Here is a 24,411-nt window from a genome sequence, read left to right on the forward strand (position 1 = left end):
GAGTAATAGTCAACCGCCATTGGAAGTGGTTTAAATTTAAAAGTAAAAAGGGAGCCGCAGCTCCCTTTATCTTCTAGCTTTTCGGCTTAGAAATCTTCATTCACTACGGTGTTACGCAGCTGACGGCTAATTGTGGCTTCTGCACGTAAAGTCGCTAGCAATGCCTGGTAGTTTTGCTCAGCTTGTTGCCGGGCAATAGCTTCCAGTTGACCGGCATCGGGCACACTGCTAATTTGCGCATCTACGACCTTATCGACCGCTATCACAGCAACATCACCCGAGGCCAACTGTACTGAATCCAGACTGCTGCTGTCAGCGGCTGGTTTTGGCATAGCAAAGGCCTTAGCTCGGATTTCGGTCGCCAGACTACCACCAAAACGTGGTGTTTCAGCACTCACAGTAATGTCTGCTGCGGCTTGCTCCGCCAACTGTTGCAGACTTGCAGCATCAACCAATAAGCCTTGTACATATTGCAGGGTTAACTTTGACACTTCCTGCTGCTGCACGGCAGCTTGCACCACGTCGCGCACTTCTTCCAGAGGTTGAGTGCGTGCCGGTTGATGTTCTTTGATCCGGGCAACAACCACATGCCCACGGGCCAGTTCCAGCACGTCTGAGTTTAACCCTTCAGCGATAAAGCCCGGGTTAAACAGCCGGGTTAAAATCGCCGGTGCAGCCAAGACTTCTGGCGCCGTTTCGCGACTAAACAAGGCGGTAGACTGCACCGAAGCGCCGATGGCCTCAGCGGCCTCTTCCAGGTTATCCGGTTGTTCAAAAGCCAACTGCGCTAAACGTTGCTGCAAGTCGAAGAATAAGGCAGTAGCTTGTTCAGCTTTTAACGTAGCCGCAATTTCCGCTGATACCTCATCCAGCGTTTTGATGCTGGCTGGCGTGTAGCTGCTCAGTTTAATAATATGGTAGCCAAATTCGCTTTTCACTACCTGGCTCAGCTGACCCACTTCCGTTAAGGCAAATGCAGCAGCTTCAAATACCGGGTCCATCTGCCCGGCCACCAGTTCGCCTAGCTCACCACCATTCTCTGCAGAAAAGGTATCGGCAGAATGTTGTTTGGCCAGAGCAGCAAAATCTGCACCCGCCTGTAACTCAGCCAAAATTGCTTCCGCTTGCTGTTGTAAAGCAGGATCGTCTTGCTCGCTCTCTAGCATAATGTGAGCGACAGAGCGCTGCTCAGTGCTGCCAAATCTGGACTGATTGGCTTGGTAGTAGTCAGCGATCTGCTGCGACGTAACCTCAATATCTGTTGCCAGTTGCGCGGCCGATAATTCGACGTACTCCACCGCGACCTGCTCTGGCGTCATAAAACGCTGCAGGTTTTGCTGATAGTAGCTATTCAGCTTGTCATCGGTCAGTTCAACTTGTTCCGCAAAGCGGCTGGCGGGTACGGTAAAGTAGCGGATATCGCGGGTTTGCTGCTGTAACGCTAACAGCTGGTTAATTTCACCAGCGAGGCCGAACTCACTACCGACTAAACCTTGCATTAGCTGTGACGTAGACAGATCCTCACGCACCAGCTCGCGAAAATCTGCCGGTTGGTAGCCTGCCTGACGTAATAGTGCCAAGAAGCGATCATTATTAAATACGCCGTCTACCTGGAACTGTGGCAAGTTAACGACAGTGTCACGCACTTGATCGTCACCGACACGTAACCCCAGCTTGCGGGCAAACTGCTTTTGCAGTGTATCGTCAATCACCCGTTCCAGCACTTCACTGCGGAAATTCGCCATATAAGTTGGGTCAGCAGCCAGCACATCGTACATTTCACCGAATTGCTGTTGCATTCTCGACCGTTCATTTTGTAAGGCTTGCTCGTAAGTTGCCTGACTAATCTCTTCGCCATTCACCACAGCGACTATCGCCTCGCGGGGCGAACTGAGGTAACCGCCAACACCTGCCAATGCAAATGTCAGGATCACCAGGCCAAGAATGATCTTGGCGGTCATACCCTGCGAGCCTTCTCTGATTCGTTCTAACATCGTTGCGCGTTCTCTGTTATTCGTGACACAAAAATTGTGTTAAAAAAAAAGCGCATCTTAACAGATGCGCCTTTTTTATAGAAGCCTGCGAATACACTGCTGGCTTGCGGAACTCCCCCGGCGCGCCGGACGAAAGTTCTATTAGTTAACTGCGTCTTTTAACGCCTTACCCGGCTTGAAAGAAGGAATCTTCGCAGAAGCGATTTGAATAGTAGCACCAGTTTGTGGGTTACGGCCGGTACGGGCAGCACGCTCACGTACACTGTAAGTACCAAAACCGACTAAAGCTACTGAGTCGCCTTCCTTAAGAGCTTCGGTAACAGCGTCGATGAACGCGTCTAACGCGCGACCTGCTGCGGCCTTAGAGATATCTGCATTCGCAGCAATTTTGTCGATCAGTTGAGACTTGTTCACAATATCATCCCCTTCAATTGTTATTATTTTCTACAACAGCGAACTACTAGTTCTAAGCATTGCCTGCTTGTTATAACAAGCAACGGCCGTGCTTGCAAGCAGCAGAAACATTAAAACTAATTTTTTTGGCTTAGGCTACAGCCCTTGCTACACAAGGGCTTAGCCGAAACTGTCCATAACTTAGCACAGCCAACAGGAATGAAAAGCCCCTAAACCGGATTTTTTTCGGTTTTTTTGCTTTTTGCTGCATTTTTTACCGTATTTGCCACTGTCACCCGTGCCAAAGGCTCTTGTAACGCGGCTTCCAGTACTTCCTCAATCCATTTTACCGGTCGAATTTCGAGCGCCGTTTTGACGTTTTCCGGAATTTCTTTCAGATCACGAATATTGTCATGCGGTATTAATACCCGTTTAATGCCACCACGGTGTGCAGCTAAAAGCTTCTCTTTTAAGCCACCAATCGGTAGCACTTCACCACGTAGCGTAATTTCACCGGTCATAGCGACATCTGCCCGCACCGGATTACCGGTTAGGCTCGACACCAGCGCTGTGACCATCGCAATACCGGCACTGGGGCCATCCTTTGGCGTTGCGCCTTCCGGTACATGCACATGGATATCACGTTTCTCGTAGAAGTCTTCGTTAATCCGCAGTCCCTCAGCACGGCTGCGTACCACCGTCATCGCCGCCTGAATGGATTCTTTCATCACATCACCGAGTGAACCGGTATAGGTCAGCTTACCCTTACCCACGACAGCCGCCGCTTCAATGGTTAGTAAATCGCCCCCCACTTCGGTCCAGGCGAGACCGGTCACCTGACCGATGCGGTTGCTGTCTTCGGCTTTACCGTAGTCAAAGCGGTGTACACCTAAGAACTCTTCCAGATTAGCGTCGTTAATCACGACTTGCTTTAAACCTTTGCTTAGCAGAATTTGCTTCACTGCCTTGCGGCAAAGTTTCGAAATTTCCCGCTCTAAGCTGCGCACCCCGGCTTCACGGGTGTAGTAACGGATAATGCCGATAATGGCGCTATCTTCAATCAGCACTTCGGACGGCTTCAAACCATTGCGACTCACCTGTTTTGGTACCAGGTGCTGTTTGGCAATATTCAGCTTTTCATCCTCGGTATAACCCGATAAGCGGATGACTTCCATCCGATCCAGCAGAGCCGGCGGAATATTCAGGCTGTTAGAGGTGGCGAAAAACATCACATCAGACAGATCGTAGTCAACTTCCAGGTAATGATCGCTAAAGGCACCATTCTGCTCCGGATCCAGTACCTCTAACAACGCCGCTGCCGGATCACCACGGAAATCCGATGCCATCTTGTCAATTTCATCCAGCAGGAACAATGGGTTACGCACTCCAACTTTTGCCATCTTCTGGATAATCTTGCCTGGCATCGAGCCGATATAAGTACGGCGGTGACCACGGATTTCCGCTTCATCCCGCACCCCGCCTAAGGCCATCCGCACATATTTGCGGCCGGTTGCCTTGGCAACCGATTGCCCCAGTGACGTTTTACCGACACCCGGCGGACCAACTAAACACAGAATGGGCCCTTTTAACTTGTTAACCCGCTGCTGCACCGCCAGATATTCCATGATCCGCTCTTTGACCTTCTCCAGGCCATAGTGATCGGCATTCAGGATTTGCTCAGCAGCGGCCAGGTTTTTCTTCACCTTAGAGCGTGTTTGCCAAGGTACCTGAGTTAACCAATCGATATAGCTGCGCACCACTGTCGCTTCTGCTGACATCGGTGACATCATTTTCAGTTTTTGCAGTTCTGCTTTCGCTTTGGCTTCAGCTTCAGCCGGCATTTTTGCTTCAGCAATTTTCTTCGACAGGGTTTCAAACTCATCCGGCGCATCTTCCAGCTCACCGAGCTCGCGCTGGATGGCTTTCATTTGTTCGTTCAGATAGTACTCGCGCTGGCTTTTCTCCATCTGCTTTTTCACCCGGCTACGGATGCGGCGTTCAACCTGCAGAATATCGATTTCGCTTTCCATCATCGCCATCAGATATTCCAACCGCGCCGTAACATCGGTTAGTTCTAGTACTTTTTGCTTATCTTCGACTTTCAGCGGCATATGCGCCGCCATCGTATCAGCGAGACGAGCCGCATCATCGATACCGCTTAGCGCAGTGAGTACCTCAGGCGGGATCTTTTTATTGAGCTTAATATAGCCTTCAAATTGGTTAATAGCCGAACGCAAAAACACTTCCTGCTCTCGGCTATCAATATCCTGAGTTGGCACCAGCTCGACAAAGGCCGCAAAGCTGTCTTTGGTCTCAGTAAATTTACTCAGTTTGGCGCGCTTACCGCCTTCAACTAACACCTTTACAGTGCCATCCGGTAATTTTAACAGTTGCAGAATAGTGGCAACGGTACCGATCTGATAAAGGTCTTTTTCGGTCGGATCATCCAGAGTGGCGTCTTTTTGTGCCACTAAAAAGATCTGCTTATCGTTGTCCATCGCCGCATCTAAACACTTAATAGACTTCGCCCGGCCAACAAAAAGTGGGATCACCATATGCGGGTAAACAACGACATCCCGCAATGCCAATACCGGCATATGCAAGGTTTCTTGGTGTTCTGTGGTCATGAAATAGCTCTCGAAATTAATAACTGCAGGCGATATAAGCCAGTATATGGGGCTTTTTCCGGAAACTTCAATTCATCAGATAAAAAAGGAGCTTTGCAGCTCCTTTTTTTAATGCGATTCGGCTACCGCCGGCTCGCTGCTCTCGTAGATAAGTATGGGCTGACTCTCGCCGCGGATCACTGTCTCGTCAATAACGACCTTGCTGACATCCTGCATCGACGGTAATTCGTACATGGTGTCCAGCAACACGCCTTCAACGATAGAGCGTAAACCCCGGGCGCCGGTCTTACGGTCCATGGCTTTTTGCGCGATGGCTTTTAATGCATCATCGCGAAACTCCAGATCGACCTCTTCCATCGCAAATAAGGCAGCGAACTGCTTAATCAGCGCATTCTTTGGCTGACTCAGGATTTGCATCAAGGCAGCCAGGTCAAGTTCGGTTAAGGTAGCAACAACTGGCAAACGACCAATAAATTCCGGGATCAGGCCGTATTTCACTAAATCTTCTGGCTCGACATCGCGGAAACTCTCGGTCAGGCTGCGGCTACTTTCTTTGCTTTTCACTTCAGCGCCAAAACCAATACCTGAACCTTTAGCTAACCGTTGTTCAATCACTTTATCCAGACCTGCGAAAGCGCCACCGCAGATAAACAGAATTTTAGAGGTATCAACCTGCAAAAACTCCTGCTGTGGATGCTTACGACCGCCCTGCGGTGGTACTGAAGCGATAGTGCCTTCAATCAGCTTTAACAGTGCCTGCTGTACGCCTTCACCGGACACATCACGGGTAATCGACGGGTTATCAGACTTGCGGGAGATCTTGTCGATTTCATCGATATAGACAATACCGCGCTGTGCTTTTTCAACGTCGTAATCGCATTTTTGCAGCAGTTTCTGAATGATATTTTCCACGTCTTCACCAACATAACCGGCTTCGGTGAGTGTGGTAGCGTCGGCCATGGTAAAAGGCACATCCAGTAAACGCGCCAGGGTTTCAGCCAGCAGCGTTTTACCGCTACCGGTAGGACCAATCAACAGAATATTACTCTTACCCAGTTCCACATCCTGCTTTTGCTGGATGCTACGCAGGCGTTTGTAGTGGTTATAGACCGCTACCGCCAGAACCTTCTTCGCATGCTCCTGACCGATCACATAATCGTCCAGATGTTTGCGGATATCACGCGGCGTCGGCAACTTCTCGGTATCGCGCTTCGGCGAGATATCTTTAATCTCTTCCCGAATGATATCGTTGCATAGGTCAACGCATTCATCACAAATATAAACTTGTGGGCCTGCGATCAACTTACGCACTTCATGCTGTGATTTGCCACAAAAAGAGCAGTACAGTAATTTGCCGCTCTTATCGCCGTCAGTGCGGTGATCAGACATGTAACTACCTCTTGTTCAACCAGCCGGGCCCAAACCCGGCCTGCTATAAATTATTTCGCATCCCGCTGCGTTAATATGGCATCGATCAGGCCATAATCCAAGGCTTGCTGCGCACTTAAGAAGTTATCGCGCTCGGTATCCTTGCACACTTGCTCATAGCTCTTGCCTGAGTGTTCCGCCATTAAGCGGTTGAGCTTCTCTTTAATACTTAAAATCTCCCGGGCATGGATCTCAAAATCCGTCGCCTGGCCCTGGAAGCCCCCTAACGGCTGGTGAATCATCACCCGCGCATTCGGTAAGCAGTAACGCTTACCCTTGGTACCGCCGGATAACAGGAATGCGCCCATACTGGCTGCCTGGCCAACACAGACGGTTGCGATATCCGGCTTGATATAACGCATCGTATCATAAATCGATAAACCCGCCGTGACCGAACCGCCCGGTGAATTGATATAAATATAGATGTCTTTTTCCGGATTTTCAGATTCAAGGAACAATAATTGGGCGACAATCAGATTCGCCATATGATCTTCGACCTGGCCGGTGAGAAAAATCACCCGTTCTTTTAACAGCCGCGAGTAGATATCAAAGGAGCGTTCACCCTTGGCGGTTTGTTCAATGACGATGGGTACTAAGGCGTTGACAATCTCATTCATGTCACGAGACATTGGCATAATCTGGGATCCCTTCTCTAAAGCTGTAAGGTGTCGAAAATAGCGGTGCCGCAAAATAAAATGGCCCGAACAGGTGTCCGAGCCATTAAAACCGTGCCAGCCTAAGAAGTCAATCTTAGTTAGCGGCCTTCGGGTTCATAATCTCATCGAAAGCAGCAGCTTGTTCAGTGACTTTAGCAGCTGCCAGCACCACTTCGATCGCCTGTTCTTCTAAAGCCACGTTACGCATGCTTTGCATCAGCTCTTTGTTGCCTTTGTAGTAAGCCACAACTTCAGCCGGATCTTCGTAGGCAGAAGCGACGTTATCGATCAGCTCTTGTACCTTAGCTTCGTCAACTTTCAGGCTGTTAGTCTTGATGATTTCGCCCAATAACAGACCGACTTTAACGCGATCTTTCGCCTGCTCTTCGAACAGAGAAGCTGGCAGCTCTGGTAATTGCTTCGGATTTACGTTCTGACCAAAACGTTGCATCGCTTGCTGACGCAGTACGTCAACTTCGCTGGCGATCAGGGCTTTTGGTACTTCAACTTCGTTAGTTGCCAGTAAGCCTTTGATGACCTGCTCTTTCACTTTACCTTTAATGGTTTGCTTCAGCTCGCGTTCCATATTCTTACGTACTTCAGCTTTCAGTGCGTCAACAGTGGCTTCAGTTAAACCAAACAGCGCCGCGAACTCGTCGTTCAGCTCAGGCAGTACTTGCTGCTCAACTTTGTTTACTGTTACGGCGAAGCTGGCGGCTTTACCTTTCAGGTTTTCCGCGTGGTACTCTGCTGGGAAGGTCACGTTAACGGTAACGGCTTCGCCAGCTTTTTTGCCGATGATGTCATCTTCAAAGCCAGGGATCATCCGGCCCTGACCTAACTCCAGTACGAAGTTAGAAGCTTTACCGCCTTCAAACTCTTCGCCGTCGATAGAACCAACGAAATCAATCGTTACGCGATCACCAGCAGCTGCAGCAGCGTCAGAGGCTTCCCACTTGGCGTGTTGCTTACGCAGTGTTTCCAGCATCTTATTCAGATCGTCTTCAGAGATCTCAACCACTGGCTTCGTCACTTCCACTTTATCCAGTGCAGCAACAGTCACTTCCGGGTAGATTTCGAAAGTCGCAGTGAAAGCCAGATCTTTACCGCTTTCCAGCGCTTCCGGAGCAAAAGTTGGCGCACCGGCTGGGGTTAATTTGTGTTCGATAATGGCTTCGTAAAAAGCGCGTTGCATTTGCTCAGACGCCACTTCCTGCAGTACCGCCAGGCCAAAACGTTTTTGGATGATTGAAATAGGCGCTTTACCAGGACGGAAGCCATCGATACGCTGACGTTTTGCTACGTCACGCAGGCGGCTTTTTACTTCGTTATCTAATGTTGCAGCCGGCACAGTAATATTTACACGGCGCTCTAAACCCTGGGTGGTTTCAACAGAAACTTGCATCGTTTTACCTCAAATTCAATGTCAGGCGCCTTGGATACGCCGTTTTGTCTTGGCCGGGTGTCGACAAACTTAGGATGAACCTGACCTGTTAATAATTGGACGCGGCATTATAGCGGGCTAGAAGCCGCGAGTCGAGCCCTTCAATTTACTGTCTTTAAGTGTTTGTAAGAGCTAATAAAAAACGGGCTTTCGTTAAACGAAAAGCCCGTTTTTTCTGCATTTTTTGCGACAACAAGTCAGATTTATTTCGATTCGTTAGCCGCGCGTCTGACCCTCACCCTGGACCACAAATTTTTCGGTGGTCAGGGCTTCCAGTCCCATCGGGCCATAGGCATGGAGTTTACTGGTAGAGATGCCAATCTCTGCACCCAGCCCCAGCTCACCACCATCAGAAAAACGCGACGACGCATTGTGCATTACCACGGCAGTATCTACACTGGTGAGGAAGCGGTCAGCTGCGGCCTGATCAGCGGTGCAAATCACTTCAGTATGCTGACTGCCGAAGCGGTCAATATGTGCCAGAGCCGCAGTCAAATCATCCACTACCCGTACTGCAATCTCCGGTGCCAGATACTCCTGACCAAATTCGTCATCAGCAATCGGCGAAGCACCATTAAAGTAAGGCAAACTGCGCTGACAGGCATGCACCTTGACCTGATGTTCGGCCAGTGCCTGCGCGGCCAGCGGTAAAAAGTCTGCCGCGATCGCCTGATGCACTAATAAGCCTTCCAACGCATTACAGACGCCGGGACGCTGTACTTTACCGTTTAGCAGTAGCTTAAGCGCCATAGCCGGATCAGCGGCTTTATCAACATACAGATGGCAGACACCTTTAAAATGCTGGATCACCGGAATCCGGCTCTGCTCGGTAACAAAGCGGATCAGGCCCTCGCCACCGCGCGGGATCACTAAGTCGATATACTCTTCCTGCTTTAACAAGGCTAACAGCAAATTGCGGTCCGGATCCGGCACTATCGTCAGTACCTCGGGCGGCAACTGATGCTCGGTTAATGCCTGACGCATCGCACCGGCAATCGCCAGACTGGTTTTAATCGCCTCACGGCCACAACGCAGGATCACGGCATTACCGGCTTTAAAGCACAAGGCCCCGGCATCGGCCGTGACATTCGGCCGCGCTTCATAAATCATACAAATGACGCCCAGCGGAATACGGCGCTTACTAATCTGAATACCATTTGGCCGCTGCTCGATAAAGCGGCTTTGCCCGACCGGGTCCGGCAACTGAATAATTTGCTCAATGGCCGCCGCCATGGCTTCAATACGTTCTGCGGTCAAGGTCAGACGGTCCAGCATGGCTGCACTGGTGCCATTCGCCGCCGCTTCGGCAACTTCGGCACTGTTCTCTGCCAGAATGGTAGGCGTAGCCAGGCGGATCTTGTCGGCAAAAGCTTGTAATACCGTATTTTTTTCAGCGGTGCTCAAGGTCGCAACCGCTTTGGCGGCCTTAGCGGCACCGGCGGCTAAACTGGCCGCAACATCGCTAATCATAATTTCTCCAGTAACATCATTTCACTGCGGTGGATCACCGCATTACTGCCATTGGGGCAAAAACCCAGGCAAGAGGCAATTTTCTCACTGTGCTGGCCTTTGATCGAAAATAACTGGCTGGCACTAAAACGGCTGACACCTTTGGCAATAGAGCGCTTGCTAACTGAACAACGCACAATCACTGCATCGCCCGGCGCGAAATCGCCCTTTACCCGCACTATACCACTGCTCAATAATGAAGCGCCATGCTGGCACAGCGCATCAACACAGCCGTCATCAACCCATATTTCGCCTTTGGCGCGCAGGGTATGTCTAACCCAATGTTTTTTAGCCGGTAAGGGTATTTTCTGACCATAGAAAATGGTGCCCGGATTGTTACCCGCTAAAAGACACTGAAAGGTTGTCGCCTGATGGCCATCGACAATCAGCGTATCCACCCCCTGGGCGGTGGCTTTTTCTGCCGCTTCAATTTTGGTGCGCATACCGCCGGTGCCCACCCGTGAACTGGCACCACCTGCCAGCGCATAAATCTCTGGTGTAATTTGTCTGACTTCCGGGATCAGTTTGGCGGCGGGATCTTTGTTTGGATCGGCGGTATATAAACCATTGACATCCGAACAAATAATCAAGGCATCAGCCTGAACCACACTGGCGACCATCGCTGCCAGGTTATCGTTATCACCGACTTTCAGCTCATCAGTAGCGATAGTATCGTTTTCATTAACGATCGGTAAAACACCATGATCTAACAACCGTTTAAGGGTGTTTTTAACATTAATGTGCCGCACCCGATCACTGAGATCGCCATGGGTCAGTAACACCTGCGCACAGGGGAAATCGAAGCAGCGGCTCCAGAAATTCATCATTTCGGTTTGGCCAACAGCAGCCATAGCCCGTTTCAGTGCGATTGGCACCCGCTGATGTTGAAACTGAAAATGATGGCGACCGGCAGCGACGCTACCTGAAGAAACCAGGATCACTTCCCGGTTAAGTTGACGACATTGTTGAATAAATTCGGCAATAGGACGCAAATATCTTTCGCTGCATCCATCTTGGTCCGGCGCAATCAGGGCACTGCCGACTTTCAGTACTACCCTGCGCCAGGATGGCTTAAGCATAACTCCTCCATTGGTTGTTCCGCCGGCTATTCTAGCAAAAACTGTAACCCGGCACCACCCGGGTTACAGTTTGCACCACGCTTGCTTTTTAATATAAGCATTATTATTCATAAATTTAGCATCAAACCACAAAAGCAATGCTGCTTTAGCAGACTATAGGAATAGCGGAAAACTGTAATTAAATTACAAATTTAGTGGCTATGTTGCGGGCTGAGTGCCGCCTAGGATCGGTGGGCAGCTTAGTCTGGTATTGATTTGCGAAATGTTGGGTATAGCGGTGTGGATCAACGGAATGCTTACCACCTCGTTCGATTTCTGAGAGTCGTCATGACTCAACGATATTAGTTAAGCCCTCAGCTGCGGTAGAATTTTCGTAACAGCAGCAGGGATGCTGCGGAGGCTGAAAGGGCACAGGGATGATGAGATGGACACCTCAAGTGAAATCGGCGTCACAATGCGCCATTATTGATGTGTTAACCGTCAATAAGTTTACATGAGGTGTCCAACATGAAAGTTACACTAATTGGAATCGATTTAGCAAAAAGTATTTTTCAGCTCTGTGGCGTCAATCAGGCAGGTAAAGCCGTTTTTAATCGTACTATTAAACGTAAGGATTTGCTGGCATTGTTAGCTGATTACCCAGATGCAACCATTGCAATGGAAGCCTGCTCTGGTTCAAATTACTGGGGGCGCACTTTAGAAGCGCTTGGCTTTAAGGTGTTACTTATCCCGCCTATTCATGTAAAGCCTTTTGTCAAAGGCAACAAAAATGACCGTAATGATGCTTTCGCGATTACTGAAGCGGCAAGGCGCCCCAATATGCACTTCGTCAGACCCCGTAGTCTTGAGCAAACCGATATGATGATAGTGCATAAACTCCGGAAACGTCGGGTGGATGCTCGCACGGCTTTGATAAATCAACTGCGCGGCTTGTTAAATGAATATGGCATTATCTTCGCAACCGGCAGAACGTCGTTAAAAAATGCGTTGTCTGATTTATTGGAAGATGCAGAAAATGGCCTTACTAGCGCAGCACGAGCACTTATCGGTGATATCCAACAAGAATGGGCATCACTAGATGCGGTTATTGACCGGTTAGATAAACATATTAAAACTCAGGCCCAAACCAACCCCAATGCCAAGAGATTGATGACCATTCGTGGTGTAGGTGAAAAGACGGCTACGACAGCTCTCGCATTTGCGGGTGATGGTAAAGCTTACAAAAATGGTCGGCACTTTTCGGCTAATCTTGGATTAGTCCCTAAAGAGCATTCCAGCGGAGGGAAGCAAAAACTGGCAGGCATAACCAAACGTGGTAATGCCTATTTACGCAATATGCTGATTCAAGGAGCCTGGAGCGTTCTGCGTAATGCCGACAACAATAACGATAGGCTATCTAGCTGGGCGAGAAAAGTGACTGAACGTCGCGGTAAGCACAAAGCAGTTGTTGCTATAGCCAACAAGCTCGCTCGAATTATCTGGTCCGTGCTTTATCACCAGCAAGAGTATCAACCAGGCTAAAACAAACGAGTTCACACCACCAGGCAAGTAATAAAAATGAATTAACAGGTTAATCCGGCCTTTGAAAACGCTGATGATCACGCAGGAGTCTAAACTCCGTAGGGACGATAAGCAGCAGAGGCGCGGTTCTCATTTGGGCCAGAAGAGTTAAAGATATCTTCAATAAAAAGGCCGGATATACGTAGGTAGCTTAATCCGTTAATACATTAAAATTTCATGCCAAACGGTGGACTTTTTTGAGGTGTACATATATGTGATCCTTGAAGCCGGTGGAGAAAATTACTACCCTGCTAAGGGCGCTGCCCCAATCTCAACGCTGCTGCTCATCGTTACGCAGGTTCTAATTCGGAGCATCCGGCGGCAAGCACACCGTACAACTTTGACGGGACACGCTGTGAATACATCCCTGTACGCTTGCATTTTTCATCCCTGAAAAATACAGTCCCTTACAAAGTGCACGGAATGCTTACCACCTCGTTCACTATCGTGTTACCAAGAGTTCTTTCAGACAGTATTCATTACATTCACCGAGCTTCGGTCGGAAATCGTGAATGCAGAAGCCCCTGCCGAACGAGGCGGTAAATGCATAGTACACTTTTCTGGGGACGTCTTTTTCAGGGATGAAAAAGAGGAGCCCCCAGGGATGGGTTTACGGCGTGCCCCAGGAAAGTTGTACGGCGCGTTTAGCCGCCGGATGCACTGTTCGAGACGCTAAATATCAGAATGTGCATTTTATAGAAAATAAGATATAGGATTGCACGAGCTAAAATTTGCTCTGAAATGCAAGAGGTTTTAACAATAATGCAGGAGAGATAAAGTGGTCGGTGATGCAGGATTTGAACCTGCGACCCCTTGGACCCAAACCAAGTGCGCTACCAAGCTGCGCCAATCACCGACTTAAAGGGGGATGGGGTGGATGATGGGGCTCGAACCCACGACAACCGGAATCACAATCCGGGGCTCTACCAACTGAGCTACAACCACCACATTTTAGAAACTTTTCGCCAAATGGCGCGCCCGATAGGATTCGAACCTATGACCCACGGCTTAGAAGGCCGTTGCTCTATCCAACTGAGCTACGGGCGCATAATGTACGCCTATCTGGGATGGAGATAGTGGTCGGTGATGCAGGATTTGAACCTGCGACCCCTTGGACCCAAACCAAGTGCGCTACCAAGCTGCGCCAATCACCGACTATGCTGCACTGCTGCAACGGGGCGGAATATTAACGCCCGCGACCTGTAGCGTCAAACTATTTTTTGCTAATTTCAGCCGATTGGCGATTATTTGAACCTAAAGCGAGAAAAAGCGGCGGTTGCCGATCAAGGATGGCAGAAAACTGGCCGCTGTGCGAAAATACTGCTTTCAAAACTGGCGGGAATTCAGCAGGCATGACAGCACAAATTATTGATGGTAAAGCCGTTGCCCAGGCAACAAAAGATAAGGTAGCAGCACAGGTTCGGGCACGGGTTGCCGCCGGTAAGCGCGCGCCAGGTCTGGCAGTGGTGTTAGTCGGTCTGGATCCGGCGTCGCAGGTATACGTCGGCAGCAAGCGTAAAGCCTGCGAGGAAGTGGGTTTTCACTCGGTGTCCTATGACTTACCCGCAGACACCAGCCAACAGCAATTATTCGATTTAATTGATCAGTTAAATCACGACCAAAGCGTCGATGGTATCCTGGTTCAGCTGCCCCTGCCTGCCGGTTTAGATGCCTCAGCCATTTTAGAGCGGATTGATCCCAGAAAAGATGTTGATGGTTTTCATCCCTATAATATCGGCCGCCTGGCACAGCGGATGCCGGCACTGCGTCCCTGTACGCCGAAAGGCATTTTGACCCTGCTGCACAGCACCGGGGTCAATATCAAAGGTATGGATGCCGTTGTCGTTGGCGCCTCCAATATCGTAGGCAGGCCGATGGCGCTGGAGCTGTTACTGGCAGGCTGTACCACTACCGTCTGCCATAAATTTACTAAAAATCTGGAGCAGCAGGTGCGGCGCGCCGATTTACTGGTGGTGGCGGTCGGCCGGCCGGAGTTTATTCCGGGTGATTGGGTTAAACCTGGTGCTTTAGTGGTCGACGTCGGTATCAACCGTCTGGATAGCGGTAAACTGGTCGGCGATGTCGATTATGCCAATGCGGTTAAGCATGCCCGCTATATCACGCCGGTACCGGGTGGTGTCGGCCCAATGACCGTTGCCAGCCTGATTGAAAATACGCTGGAAGCTTGTGAGCTGTATCACGATGCCAGCTAAGTCTGGCTAATTCAGGCAATAAAAAAACCGCAATTAAGCGGTTTTTTTATTGGTTACTGTGCTTAGTGTTTCGCACTTAAAACTTAGCACTTAAGCCTTGCGCCAGCTGGTAACACCGTTTTTATCTTCCAGCACTATCCCAAGCGCTGTCAGCTCGGCACGGGCTGCATCGGCTGCCGCCCAATCTTTCGCGGCACGGGCGGCGTTACGCTTCGCGATTAAGGCTTCAATTTGCCCTACTTCATCATCCGAAGCGCCGGATTTTAAGAAGGCTTCGGCATCACCCTGTAAAATCCCCAGCACGCCGGCCAGAGTTTGTAACACCGCAGCTAACTCAGCGGCTTTGGCCGGCTCAGTGGTTTTAAAACGGTTTACTTCGCGCGCCAGTTCGAATAACACTGGTAAGGCTTCCGGGGTATTAAAATCATCATCCATCGCCGCTTTAAAGCGTGCGACATAGTCATTATTTAAATCGACCTGAGTTGCCGGCGTAATATCCCGCAGCGCATTATATAACCGTCCCAGCGCCGCATGTGCCTGCTCTAGATTCTCTTTTGAGTAATTCAGCTGACTTCGGTACTGGCTGGATAATAAGAAGTAACGTACCGCCTCGGCATTGTACTGCGCCAGCACTTCTTTGACGGTAAAGAAATTACCCAGCGATTTGGACATCTTCTCTTTATCAACCTGCACCATACCGGTATGGATCCAGGTATTAACGTATTTATGGCCATGGGCACAGGTCGACTGGGCAATCTCATTTTCGTGATGCGGAAACTGTAAGTCTGAACCGCCACCATGAATATCAAAATGCGCGCCTAAATGTTTGGCACTCATGGCCGAACACTCGATATGCCAGCCTGGTCGGCCATTGCCCCACGGTGATTGCCAGTACGGCTCACCCGGCTTGGCCGTTTTCCACAACACAAAGTCCAGTGGATCGTCTTTGCTATCCGAGACTTCTACCCGGGCACCGGCTTGCAACATCTCCAGATTTTGCTGGCTCAATTCGCCATAGGCGTCATATTTGCTGACATCAAACAGCACATCACCGTCTTTAGCGATATAGGCATAGCCTTTATCCAGCAGCTGCTGCACCATCAGGATAATCTCCTGCATATGGCCGGTTACCGTCGGCTCAATATCCGCTGGTAATAAGCCCAGCGCCTTGAAATCGGCATGCATAGCTTGGGTAAAACGCGCCGTTAAGGCATCACAGCTTTCGCCATTTTCCGCCGCGCGTTTAATGATTTTATCGTCAACATCAGTGATATTACGTACATAGGTCACATCATAGCCACAAAAGCGTAAATAACGGTTAATCACATCGAAAGCGACATAGGTACGGGCGTGGCCAACATGACAGTAATCGTAGATGGTAATACCGCAGACATATAAGCCCACTTTGCCCGGCGTAATAGGGGTAAAGACTTCTTTTTGACGGCTTAAGGTGTTGTAAATCTGCAGCATGCTTTCCTCGTAATTGCTGGCCCGGTAAAAAGAGAGATAGTGTAACATTGCCGGACAAGGCCCGCTATCCTTGCTTTGTTTATCACGGCGGCTGCGCTAGAATAGACGCACTTTAACCTGACAGGACCCGATACTATGGTTAGCTTACATACCAATTTTGGCGTAATTAAACTGCAACTTTTCGCCGACAAGGCCCCCGCTACTGTTGAGAACTTTTTAAGCTATGTAAAAGATGGCTTCTTCGACGGTACCATTTTTCACAGGGTCATTGACGGCTTTATGATCCAGGGCGGCGGCTTTACTCCGGATATGGATCAGAAAGACACCAAGAAACCCATTAAAAACGAAGCCAATAACAAGGTTTCGAATAAAAAAGGCACTATTGCGATGGCTCGCACCAGCGACCCGCACTCAGCCACCTGCCAGTTTTTTATCAACGTTGCCGATAACAACTTCCTGGATTTCAGCTCAGAGAGTATGCAAGGCTGGGGTTACTGTGTATTTGGTGAGGTGATCGAAGGCATGGACGTGATTGATAAGATCCGTAAAGTGCGCACCGGTCGCTTTGCCGGCCATGCCGATGTACCAGTCGAGCCGGTCGTAATCGAGCGCGCTGAGCTGCATAGCGCCTAAGCGGTATTGGCGCAGATGGCGTATACGCTTTTTATTGCCGATCTTCATCTGGCAGCTGACAGGCCTGATATTACTCAGGCCTTTTTGCATTTCCTCGCTGCTGAAACGCAGCAAGCCGATGCGCTCTATATTCTGGGTGATTTATTTGAAGTCTGGATTGGTGATGACAATCCGGAGCCATTACTGGCAAAAGTTGCAGCGGCACTGCAGGCGGTCAGTAAGCAGATGCCGGTGTTCTTTATTCACGGCAACCGAGATTTCCTGTTAAAACAGCGCTACGCCAAACTGGCCGGCATCACCTTATTGCCGCAGCAGCAGGTGATTGATCTCTACGGCACTCCTACGCTGATAATGCATGGCGACAGCCTCTGTACGCTGGATCTGGCCTATCAGAAATTCCGCCGCTGGTGGGATCAGCCCTGGTGGCAGACACTGATGTTGTCGTTACCACTTAGCATACGACAGCGGATTGCCCGTAAAGCCCGCGAAAAAAGTGCTAAAGCGAAAGCGCAATATCTGCGACAAGATGCCGCCAGTATTATGGACGTGACACCAGAAGAAGTGCCAAAAGTGATGGCGCAATTTGGTGTGCAGAAACTGATCCATGGTCATACCCACAGACCCGCAGTACATCAGCTGCAAGTCAATGGTCAGGCAGCAGAGCGTTATGTGCTGGGTGACTGGTATACGCAAAGTAGCTATCTGAAAGTCAGCCCTGAACACTGGCAACTGGTATTTGATCCGCTGCCAGTTTGTGATTAAGCGATCTGCTACCTACAACACTGAGCTATGCTTAAAAACCGGTCACGTAGCTTGGATAACTTATGGTATCTATGTTTCAGCACTATGCAGAACTGTTGGCTCGCTTTGCTGAGCAAAGCCATGATGGATACGCCATCTTTTCTGCAGATGATGTTCTGGTCTGTGCCAATAAAGCATTCTTAGGCACCTTTAATCAAAGTGCTGCCACGCTGTTGGGGAAGAGTTTTACCGATATTATGCGGCTGGCTTTTGAGGAAAAAACGGGCCCCAAAATAGAAACTCAGGATATTGAGCAATGGCTTGCCCGGGCGCAGCAGGTTAGACGTCAGCGTGAGTTTCGATTGTTTGAAGTTGACCTGATCGATGGTCGCTGGTTTCTGTTTTCAGAGCAAACGCTGGTCAGTGGTGAAATATTGCTACAAACCAAAGACATCACTAAGCAAAAAATTTTGGAACAGCACCTGAATGAGCGGGCACAACGGCTAAATGATCTGGCGTTAACCGACGAGTTAACGCGCATTGCCAATCGCCGCAGTTTTGTAGCGTCAGTTCAGTCAGAACTAAACCGCTGTGAACGCTTAAATTGTCAGATAGCGCTGCTGCTGTTGGATATCGATCATTTTAAAAGCATCAACGACAACTTCGGCCACCAGGCCGGCGATGAAGTGTTACAACAGCTAGCCAGACTGGTCAGCTCAACATTGCGGGAATATGACATCTTTGGCCGGATTGGTGGCGAAGAATTCGGTGTATTTTTGGCAGAAACCGATCAAAAAACCGCGATGGCCGTCGCCGAGCGACTCTGCCAATTGGTTGCCGGTTCGCCGTTCAGTGCGGCCGGTCAGCAATTAACTGTTACGGTTTCGATCGGCGTTGCGACTGGCTACAACCTATCTTTTGAGTCACTTTATCAGGAGGCAGACACTGCACTCTACAAGGCCAAGCACTCTGGCCGCAATCAGGTGGCATTCGCGGCAGCGGCGGTACTGCTTCCCTGACACGCCGGATCATTGTAAACACCACTGTGGAATTTGAAATCGGGGTCGGGACTTAAAATCAGTTCAGCTTCAATCTGAGCGAAGAATGCCACCCGCGCACTGATATCGGTACCGGCAATCTGCTGAGCCAGGCTCAGGTAATCCTGATAATGGCGCGCCTCTGAGCGCAGCAGCGAAATATAAAAATCACCAATTTCAGCAGGCAATAACGGCGCTAAGCGGGCGAAACGCTCACAGGAGCGCGCTTCGATAAAGGCCCCACAAATCAGTTTGTCGACCAGCGCATTTGGCTCAAAGGTACTGACATGCCTGAGCAAGCCTTTGGCGTAACGGCTGGAGGTGATTTTGTCGTACGGCACGCCAAACTGCTGCATCATTTCCAGCACCTGATAAAAATGGTGTAGCTCTTCTTTAATCAGCAACACCATCTTATCGATCAGTTCCTGACCGTAAGCCGAATTGGCTTTTGGCAGCATCGACTTTTTCAGCTTATGCTCAGCCAGTTGCTGCCAGTCACCGAGCTGGCGATAGGTGAAGTCTTCGTATGGCTTTAGCCATTGCAACAAAGCTTCAGCGCTTTGCTCATCTACCGCATAGCGACGAATTAAAAACATCGCTGATTGCGCCGCCTTAAGCTCACAAATCAGATGATCCGTTAGTAACACCGGTAAGGATTCAGCTTTCGCTGCCTGCTGCAACCAGGCGTCTGGCGTGCTGCATCGCAAAAAATGGTTAATCGGTTCCAGTAAGCTTTGATATTCGGTAGTTAGCATCGGCACGTCGCTTGAAAAAACAGGCGCAGATTATAACCAAAGCCGTCCCGCCCTGCCAGCAACGGCGTGGCTATGAAATAGTGGTTAAATTGTCAACAGCACACTTGACTAACCCCCTGCCATAAACCATAACTTATATACGGGCAACTGCGTTATTGTCCGGACAAGGGTGCAGTTTTGCAGTAATAAGGATAATAATTATGATTCTAAACCATTTATGGGGCTTGTATGCCCACCCGAAAGAAGAGTGGCATACCATTGATGCCAGACACGAAAGCTTCCGCTACAGCATGATGCATATCCTGCTGGTTGCACTGATCCCATCTATTTGTGCCTACTATTCGGCAGTACACTTAGGTTGGAGCATCGGCGTTGGCGAAAAAATCTTTTTAACCGCTGAAAGTGCCCGCCTGATGGCAGTGGCAATGTATATCGCCTTAATCGCCGGCGTCTTTGCGTTGGGATTGTTGGCTCACTGGATGGCTCATACCTTTGGTGCCGAACCAACCTATACCCAAACGCTGGAACTGGCGTCCTATACTTCAACACCGCTGTTTATGGTTGGTTTAGCTGCCCTGTATCCAGAACTGTGGTTTGTGATGATGGTCGGTTTAGCCGGTTTAGCCTACTCAGTTTATTTGCTCTATGTCGGCGTACCGATTCTGATGCATATTCCGGAAGAGCGCGGCTTTATCTACGCTAGCTCAGTGGTGACCTGCGGTCTGGTATTGCTGGTTGTCGTACTGGCGTCTACCGCCATCTTGTGGAGCTCGGGTTATGGCCCGGCTTTTACACACTAATAAAGAAAAATTCCAGCTAAGACAAGGTAAAAAAACGGCTGCCAGTGGCAGCCGTTTTTGTTTGCTTCATCACTAAATCAACCTTCGTTATAGGTTTCCAGATGTGAGGCCATCGACATGACTGAAGCCACTTTGGCATCATCGCTGCGCATCTGATCCAGGCGATTTAAATAATGCTGGTCAATATCATTGGTCACATAATGGCCATCAAATACCGAGGTCTCAAAGCGTTTGATTTCTGAATTCTCACTACGCACCGCAGCAATCAGATCCGGTAACGATTGGAAAATCAGGCCATCAGCACCGATGATCTGACAAATACTGTCGACATCATGGCCATGTGCAATCAGCTCGTTGGCGGATGGCATATCGATACCATAGACGTTGGGGAAACGGATTTCTGGCGCTGCAGAGGCGAAGTATACTTTTTTCGCACCGGCTTCCCGCGCCATTTCGATGATCTGGCCAGAGGTAGTACCGCGGACGATAGAGTCGTCTACCAGTAACACATTCTTACCTTTAAACTCCTGCCAAATCGCATTCAGTTTACGCTTCACCGATTTCTTGCGCTGTGTTTGCCCCGGCATAATAAAGGTGCGGCCGATATAGCGGTTTTTCACAAAACCCTGGCGGTAAGGTAAACCAAGCACACTGGCAATTTCCAGAGCGGCATCATTACTGGTTTCCGGGATCGGAATGACTACATCGATATCCAGATGCGACCACTCGCGTTTAATTTTCTCACCCAGATATTTCCCCATCGCCACGCGCGAGGCATAAACCGAAATATTATCCATGGTCGAATCCGGCCGTGCGAAATACACATATTCAAAAATACAGGGGGTATAGCTTGGATTCTCGGAACATTGTTGGCTATGTAACTCGCCCTGTTCAGTGATATAAACCGCTTCGCCAGGGGATATATCGCGCAGTACGGTAAAACCGTCCGCATCCAGTGCAACACTCTCTGACGCCACCATATACTCGGTACCAGCGGCAGTCTCGCGTTTTCCCATTACCAAAGGCCGAATGCCATTAGGATCGCGAAAGGCAATTAAACCATGGCCAATCACCAGCGCAACCGCAGCATAGCCACCACGAACCTTGCGATGCACACTGGCAATAGCTTTAAAAATCTGTTCAGGATCCAGCTGCATACTGCTTTGAATTGCCAGCTCGTGCGCCAGCACATTTAGCAACACTTCCGAATCCGAGGTGGTATTCACATGACGGCGCGCCAATCGGAAAATTTCATCTTTCAGTTCATGCGCATTGGTCAGGTTACCATTGTGCGCCAGCGCAATACCAAAGGGGCTGTTGACATAAAACGGCTGAGCTTCGGCAGTACTGGACGATCCTGCCGTTGGGTAACGGACATGACCGATGCCAATATTGCCGGCCAGCCGCTGCATATGCCGGGTTTCGAACACATCCTTAACCAGGCCATTCGCCTTGCGTAAGCGCAAGGTATTATTATCCACCGTAACAATACCGGCTGCATCCTGACCTCGGTGTTGTAACACTGTCAGGCCGTCATATAACGCCTGATTGACCGGATACTTACCTACGATACCAACAATACCACACATTGATTTGTCCTCGCCGGCTAGGGCTTTTGCATAAAACTGGAATGGTTTTGCAAATACTCAAAAAACCATTCAATGATAAAACTGAATTCCGGAATAAGCGTTGACTGCCGCCACCAGTCACTGCTGGCAGCAGGCGTAAAGGCGTCGGCAAAAAATAAGATAGCACTGACCACCAGCACACCACGCAGAGCACCAAAGACCAAACCCAATAGCCGGTCTGTGCCCGACAATCCGGTTGATTGCACCAGTTTACTCACCACGTAATTAATCAAGGCCCCCAGGATCAGGGCACTAATAAACAAAATCGCAATGGCAGAGGCATTACGGATAGTGGGTTCAGAAATATTGGTAAAAAGGCTGGCAAGGTGCGGATAGTAGGAGCTGGCAATAAAAAAAGCGGCGATCCAGACGGTCAACGAAATGGCTTCTTTAACGAAACCCCGGACCAGACTTATCACAGCCGACAGGGCAATGACCGCCAAAATGGTGAAATCAATCCAACTCATTTGCTACCAAAGGATGCTTAATGACGGCGCGCATTTTAGCAAGGGCGCCGAGCAATAGCTAATTATTTTCGGTAGGTTGGTAATTGCTAATCACCAAGCGCTCCACTCCGGTCAGTTGGCGCAACTTGGGTAAGCCCTGTTCCAGCTTCTCACGGCGAATTTCTGGCCCGACAAAGACACTGGTTAACGCCTGGCCGTTGCTGTTGGTAATATTACGGGTAAAGGTCGCAAAACCTTCCTGCCGCAATTTCGTGACCAACGCGTTAGCATTTTGACTGTTGCTAAAACTCCCTACCCGCACTACCCAAGCAGCCTGACCAAGTTCTGGCGTGCTGGCTACCGGTGCCGGCGATACGGCAGGCGAAGCGGTATTGGTTGGCGTTTCAGCTCCCACTGTGACGCTGGCAAACTGCTGCGAAGGCAGTTCTGACGCTGCGGTGGTGGGTTGCTGATCTAATGGCTGTTCATCCACCTCTGCAGGAGTTGCACTCGCTTCGGCTTGTTGTAAATTTGCTTCGTCAAAAGGTGTAACCTCTTGCACGCCCTGAAATTCTGGTCGCTCAGGTATCACCCTAAAATCGTCTTTCACCACTTGCTTCTGGCCATCCAGCAGGTCTGGTAAAAAAATAATCGCCAGCATCAGTAAAATACTGGTTCCCAGTAACCGATGCTTAAATGTTGCGCTCATTATTCCTCCTGCGGCAACGCCAGTATGCCCGCTACTGTGACAAAAGATCCGAACACGACCACTAAATCCTGCTGTGCTGCCGTGGCTAACACCTGACGATACGCCTCGGCCAGCTCAGGATGCTGCACTGCCCGGGCTGCTGGCGCAACGCCTTGCAACGCTGCTGCCAGCAATTCACTAGCCGCGCCACGTACACCGGGTAGGCTGACAAGATGCCACTCATCAACACAAGTCGTCAAGGGCAGCAGTGCCTGAGTCAGATCTTTGTCCTTGAGCATCCCGACCAGCGCATAGACGCGCCGATAGCCCGGTTTCAGTCGTTGCAGCTGTGCGGCGAGATAAGCGGCGGACTGCGGGTTATGAGCAACGTCTAACAATACAGCTGGCTGTTGCCGTAACCATTGCATTCGCCCGGGTAAACACAAGCGGGAGATCTCTTGTTGCAACAGTTCACTATCTGGCAAAACCTCCAGCTGCTCCAACACCGTCAAACTGGTCGCGACATTTTGCATTGGCACCTGCGGCAGTGGTAACTGATGACGTTGCTGCCGCAGCCCCTGCCACTGCCAACCGTCAGCCGTTTGCTGATAGTGATAATCCCGGTTTAGCTGCAACAGCTTTGCGCCGGTGCTCTCGGCCACTGCAGCGATGCTTTGCGGCGGTTGTAAATCACCACAGACAGCAATTTTTGCCGGGCGAAATACGCCGGCTTTTTCGCGGCCGATAGTTTCACGGTCCGGCCCCAAAAACGCCTGATGGTCCAGATCCACCGTCGTTACCACACTAATGTCCGGCTCGACAATATTGGTCGCATCCAGCCGGCCACCCAAGCCAACCTCTATCAGACAAAAATCCGGCTGCTCGGCCCGCAGAATCGCAAAGGCGACCAGGGTAGTAAATTCAAAATACGTCAGCGGGATATCTTGCCGTAGTTGCTCAACCAGTTGAAACGCCGCGAGCCAGGCGTTATCGGCGACATCCTGACCGTTAATACGTAACCGTTCGTTAAAACGTAACAAGTGTGGTGAACTATAGACGCCAACCCGGTATCCCTGCACCAGCAGCAGCTGTTCCAGGGTGCGGGCAGTGGTCCCTTTACCGTTGGTACCGGCAATCAGCACGACTTTCCCTGGCAAAGCAGCCAAATTACCGCGACGGGCTACGTCGCTAACCCGCTGCAGGCCCAGTTCAATTTTCTCGATAGGATGGCTTTGTTCAATATAACGAAGCCAATCGGCCAGAGTGCGGCACGATTGGCTGGTCAAAGGCTGGACAGACATAACTCTCCG

20 protein-coding genes and 4 tRNA genes are annotated in these 24,411 nt (G+C 50.0%); 6 read left to right on the top strand and 18 right to left on the bottom strand.

The window, feature by feature from the left end; translation table 11 throughout:
- Positions 1-86: 86 nt before the first annotated feature.
- The 8 genes from ppiD to proB all read right to left on the bottom strand — a co-directional run bounded on the left by ppiD (position 87) and on the right by proB (position 11,130).
- A complete protein-coding gene (gene ppiD, locus AGRI_RS06530; protein WP_083847134.1) occupies positions 87-1,994 on the bottom strand; it encodes a peptidylprolyl isomerase in 1,908 nt (635 codons plus the stop codon).
- Positions 1,995-2,135: 141 nt separating this feature from the next.
- On the bottom strand, positions 2,136-2,408 hold the full coding sequence (gene hupB / locus AGRI_RS06535; RefSeq protein ID WP_008607515.1) for a nucleoid-associated protein HU-beta: 273 nt from the start codon (positions 2,406-2,408) through the stop codon (positions 2,136-2,138).
- 209 nt (positions 2,409-2,617) lie between these two features.
- A complete protein-coding gene (gene lon / locus AGRI_RS06540) occupies positions 2,618-5,014 on the bottom strand; it encodes an endopeptidase La (RefSeq protein ID WP_008984195.1) in 2,397 nt (798 codons plus the stop codon).
- Between the two features lie 108 nt (positions 5,015-5,122).
- On the bottom strand, positions 5,123-6,403 hold the full coding sequence (clpX, locus tag AGRI_RS06545; protein ID WP_008984196.1) for an ATP-dependent protease ATP-binding subunit ClpX: 1,281 nt from the start codon (positions 6,401-6,403) through the stop codon (positions 5,123-5,125).
- 50 nt (positions 6,404-6,453) lie between these two features.
- The gene (clpP, locus tag AGRI_RS06550; protein WP_008607512.1) at positions 6,454-7,059 is read right to left on the bottom strand and encodes an ATP-dependent Clp endopeptidase proteolytic subunit ClpP; all 606 of its coding nucleotides are present in this window, start codon (positions 7,057-7,059) and stop codon (positions 6,454-6,456) included.
- Between the two features lie 133 nt (positions 7,060-7,192).
- Positions 7,193-8,503 (bottom strand): trigger factor, encoded by a 1,311-nt coding sequence (gene tig, locus AGRI_RS06555; protein WP_008984197.1) that lies wholly within the window; start codon positions 8,501-8,503, stop codon positions 7,193-7,195.
- Between the two features lie 255 nt (positions 8,504-8,758).
- Positions 8,759-10,012 (bottom strand): glutamate-5-semialdehyde dehydrogenase, encoded by a 1,254-nt coding sequence (locus AGRI_RS06560; protein ID WP_008984198.1) that lies wholly within the window; start codon positions 10,010-10,012, stop codon positions 8,759-8,761.
- The gene (gene proB, locus AGRI_RS06565; protein WP_008984199.1) at positions 10,009-11,130 is read right to left on the bottom strand and encodes a glutamate 5-kinase; all 1,122 of its coding nucleotides are present in this window, start codon (positions 11,128-11,130) and stop codon (positions 10,009-10,011) included. The genes AGRI_RS06560 and proB overlap by 4 nt, the downstream gene beginning before the upstream one ends.
- Before the next feature lie 507 nt (positions 11,131-11,637).
- Here proB and AGRI_RS06570 point away from each other — a divergent pair.
- Positions 11,638-12,651, top strand: coding sequence for an IS110 family RNA-guided transposase (locus AGRI_RS06570; RefSeq protein ID WP_008984200.1), 1,014 nt, complete (start codon positions 11,638-11,640; stop codon positions 12,649-12,651).
- Between the two features lie 818 nt (positions 12,652-13,469).
- On the opposite strand, the gene AGRI_RS06575 is transcribed toward AGRI_RS06570, so the two are convergent.
- From AGRI_RS06575 to AGRI_RS06590, 4 genes are all read right to left on the bottom strand, one after another.
- Positions 13,470-13,546, bottom strand: a tRNA-Pro gene (locus tag AGRI_RS06575).
- Positions 13,547-13,559: 13 nt separating this feature from the next.
- Positions 13,560-13,635 (bottom strand) — tRNA-His (locus AGRI_RS06580).
- Positions 13,636-13,660: 25 nt separating this feature from the next.
- A tRNA-Arg gene (locus AGRI_RS06585) sits at positions 13,661-13,737 on the bottom strand.
- Positions 13,738-13,767: 30 nt separating this feature from the next.
- Positions 13,768-13,844 (bottom strand) — tRNA-Pro (locus AGRI_RS06590).
- Positions 13,845-14,042: 198 nt separating this feature from the next.
- Between AGRI_RS06590 and folD the strand changes: the two genes are divergently transcribed.
- Positions 14,043-14,903, top strand: coding sequence for a bifunctional methylenetetrahydrofolate dehydrogenase/methenyltetrahydrofolate cyclohydrolase FolD (folD, locus tag AGRI_RS06595; protein WP_008984201.1), 861 nt, complete (start codon positions 14,043-14,045; stop codon positions 14,901-14,903).
- A gap of 90 nt (positions 14,904-14,993) precedes the next feature.
- On the opposite strand, the gene cysS is transcribed toward folD, so the two are convergent.
- Positions 14,994-16,373, bottom strand: coding sequence for a cysteine--tRNA ligase (gene cysS, locus AGRI_RS06600; RefSeq protein WP_008984202.1), 1,380 nt, complete (start codon positions 16,371-16,373; stop codon positions 14,994-14,996).
- 135 nt (positions 16,374-16,508) lie between these two features.
- Between cysS and AGRI_RS06605 the strand changes: the two genes are divergently transcribed.
- The 3 genes from AGRI_RS06605 to AGRI_RS06615 all read left to right on the top strand — a co-directional run bounded on the left by AGRI_RS06605 (position 16,509) and on the right by AGRI_RS06615 (position 18,766).
- Positions 16,509-17,006, top strand: a complete 498-nt coding sequence (locus tag AGRI_RS06605) for a peptidylprolyl isomerase (RefSeq protein ID WP_008607473.1) — start codon at positions 16,509-16,511, stop codon at positions 17,004-17,006.
- Between the two features lie 15 nt (positions 17,007-17,021).
- A complete protein-coding gene (locus AGRI_RS06610; protein WP_008984203.1) occupies positions 17,022-17,768 on the top strand; it encodes a UDP-2,3-diacylglucosamine diphosphatase in 747 nt (248 codons plus the stop codon).
- Between the two features lie 62 nt (positions 17,769-17,830).
- Positions 17,831-18,766, top strand: a complete 936-nt coding sequence (locus AGRI_RS06615) for a GGDEF domain-containing protein (protein ID WP_008984204.1) — start codon at positions 17,831-17,833, stop codon at positions 18,764-18,766.
- On the opposite strand, the gene miaE is transcribed toward AGRI_RS06615, so the two are convergent.
- On the bottom strand, positions 18,727-19,539 hold the full coding sequence (gene miaE / locus AGRI_RS06620; protein WP_008984205.1) for a tRNA isopentenyl-2-thiomethyl-A-37 hydroxylase MiaE: 813 nt from the start codon (positions 19,537-19,539) through the stop codon (positions 18,727-18,729). The genes AGRI_RS06615 and miaE overlap by 40 nt on opposite strands.
- A 200-nt stretch (positions 19,540-19,739) precedes the next feature.
- On the opposite strand from miaE, the gene AGRI_RS06625 reads away from it, so the two are divergent.
- Entirely contained in the window at positions 19,740-20,339 is a 600-nt protein-coding gene (locus AGRI_RS06625; protein WP_008984206.1) for a Yip1 family protein, read from the top strand.
- A 77-nt stretch (positions 20,340-20,416) separates the two neighbouring features.
- Here AGRI_RS06625 and purF read toward each other — a convergent pair whose 3' ends face one another.
- From purF to folC, 4 genes are read right to left on the bottom strand one after another with little or no spacing between them, the layout of a single operon-like run.
- Positions 20,417-21,928: an amidophosphoribosyltransferase gene (gene purF / locus AGRI_RS06630; protein ID WP_008984207.1), complete on the bottom strand. Its 1,512-nt coding sequence runs from the start codon at positions 21,926-21,928 to the stop codon at positions 20,417-20,419.
- A gap of 17 nt (positions 21,929-21,945) precedes the next feature.
- Positions 21,946-22,434, bottom strand: coding sequence for a CvpA family protein (locus AGRI_RS06635; protein ID WP_008984208.1), 489 nt, complete (start codon positions 22,432-22,434; stop codon positions 21,946-21,948).
- Positions 22,435-22,492: 58 nt separating this feature from the next.
- Complete coding sequence (locus AGRI_RS06640; RefSeq protein ID WP_008984209.1) at positions 22,493-23,122, bottom strand: SPOR domain-containing protein; 630 nt, start codon at positions 23,120-23,122, stop codon at positions 22,493-22,495.
- On the bottom strand, positions 23,122-24,402 hold the full coding sequence (gene folC / locus AGRI_RS06645) for a bifunctional tetrahydrofolate synthase/dihydrofolate synthase (protein ID WP_008984210.1): 1,281 nt from the start codon (positions 24,400-24,402) through the stop codon (positions 23,122-23,124). Before folC ends, AGRI_RS06640 begins: the two co-directional genes overlap by 1 nt.
- Between the last annotated feature and the right edge of the window lie 9 nt (positions 24,403-24,411).

The sequence above is a fragment of the Alishewanella agri BL06 genome, assembly GCF_000272005.1.
Lineage (GTDB): Bacteria > Pseudomonadota > Gammaproteobacteria > Enterobacterales > Alteromonadaceae > Alishewanella > Alishewanella agri.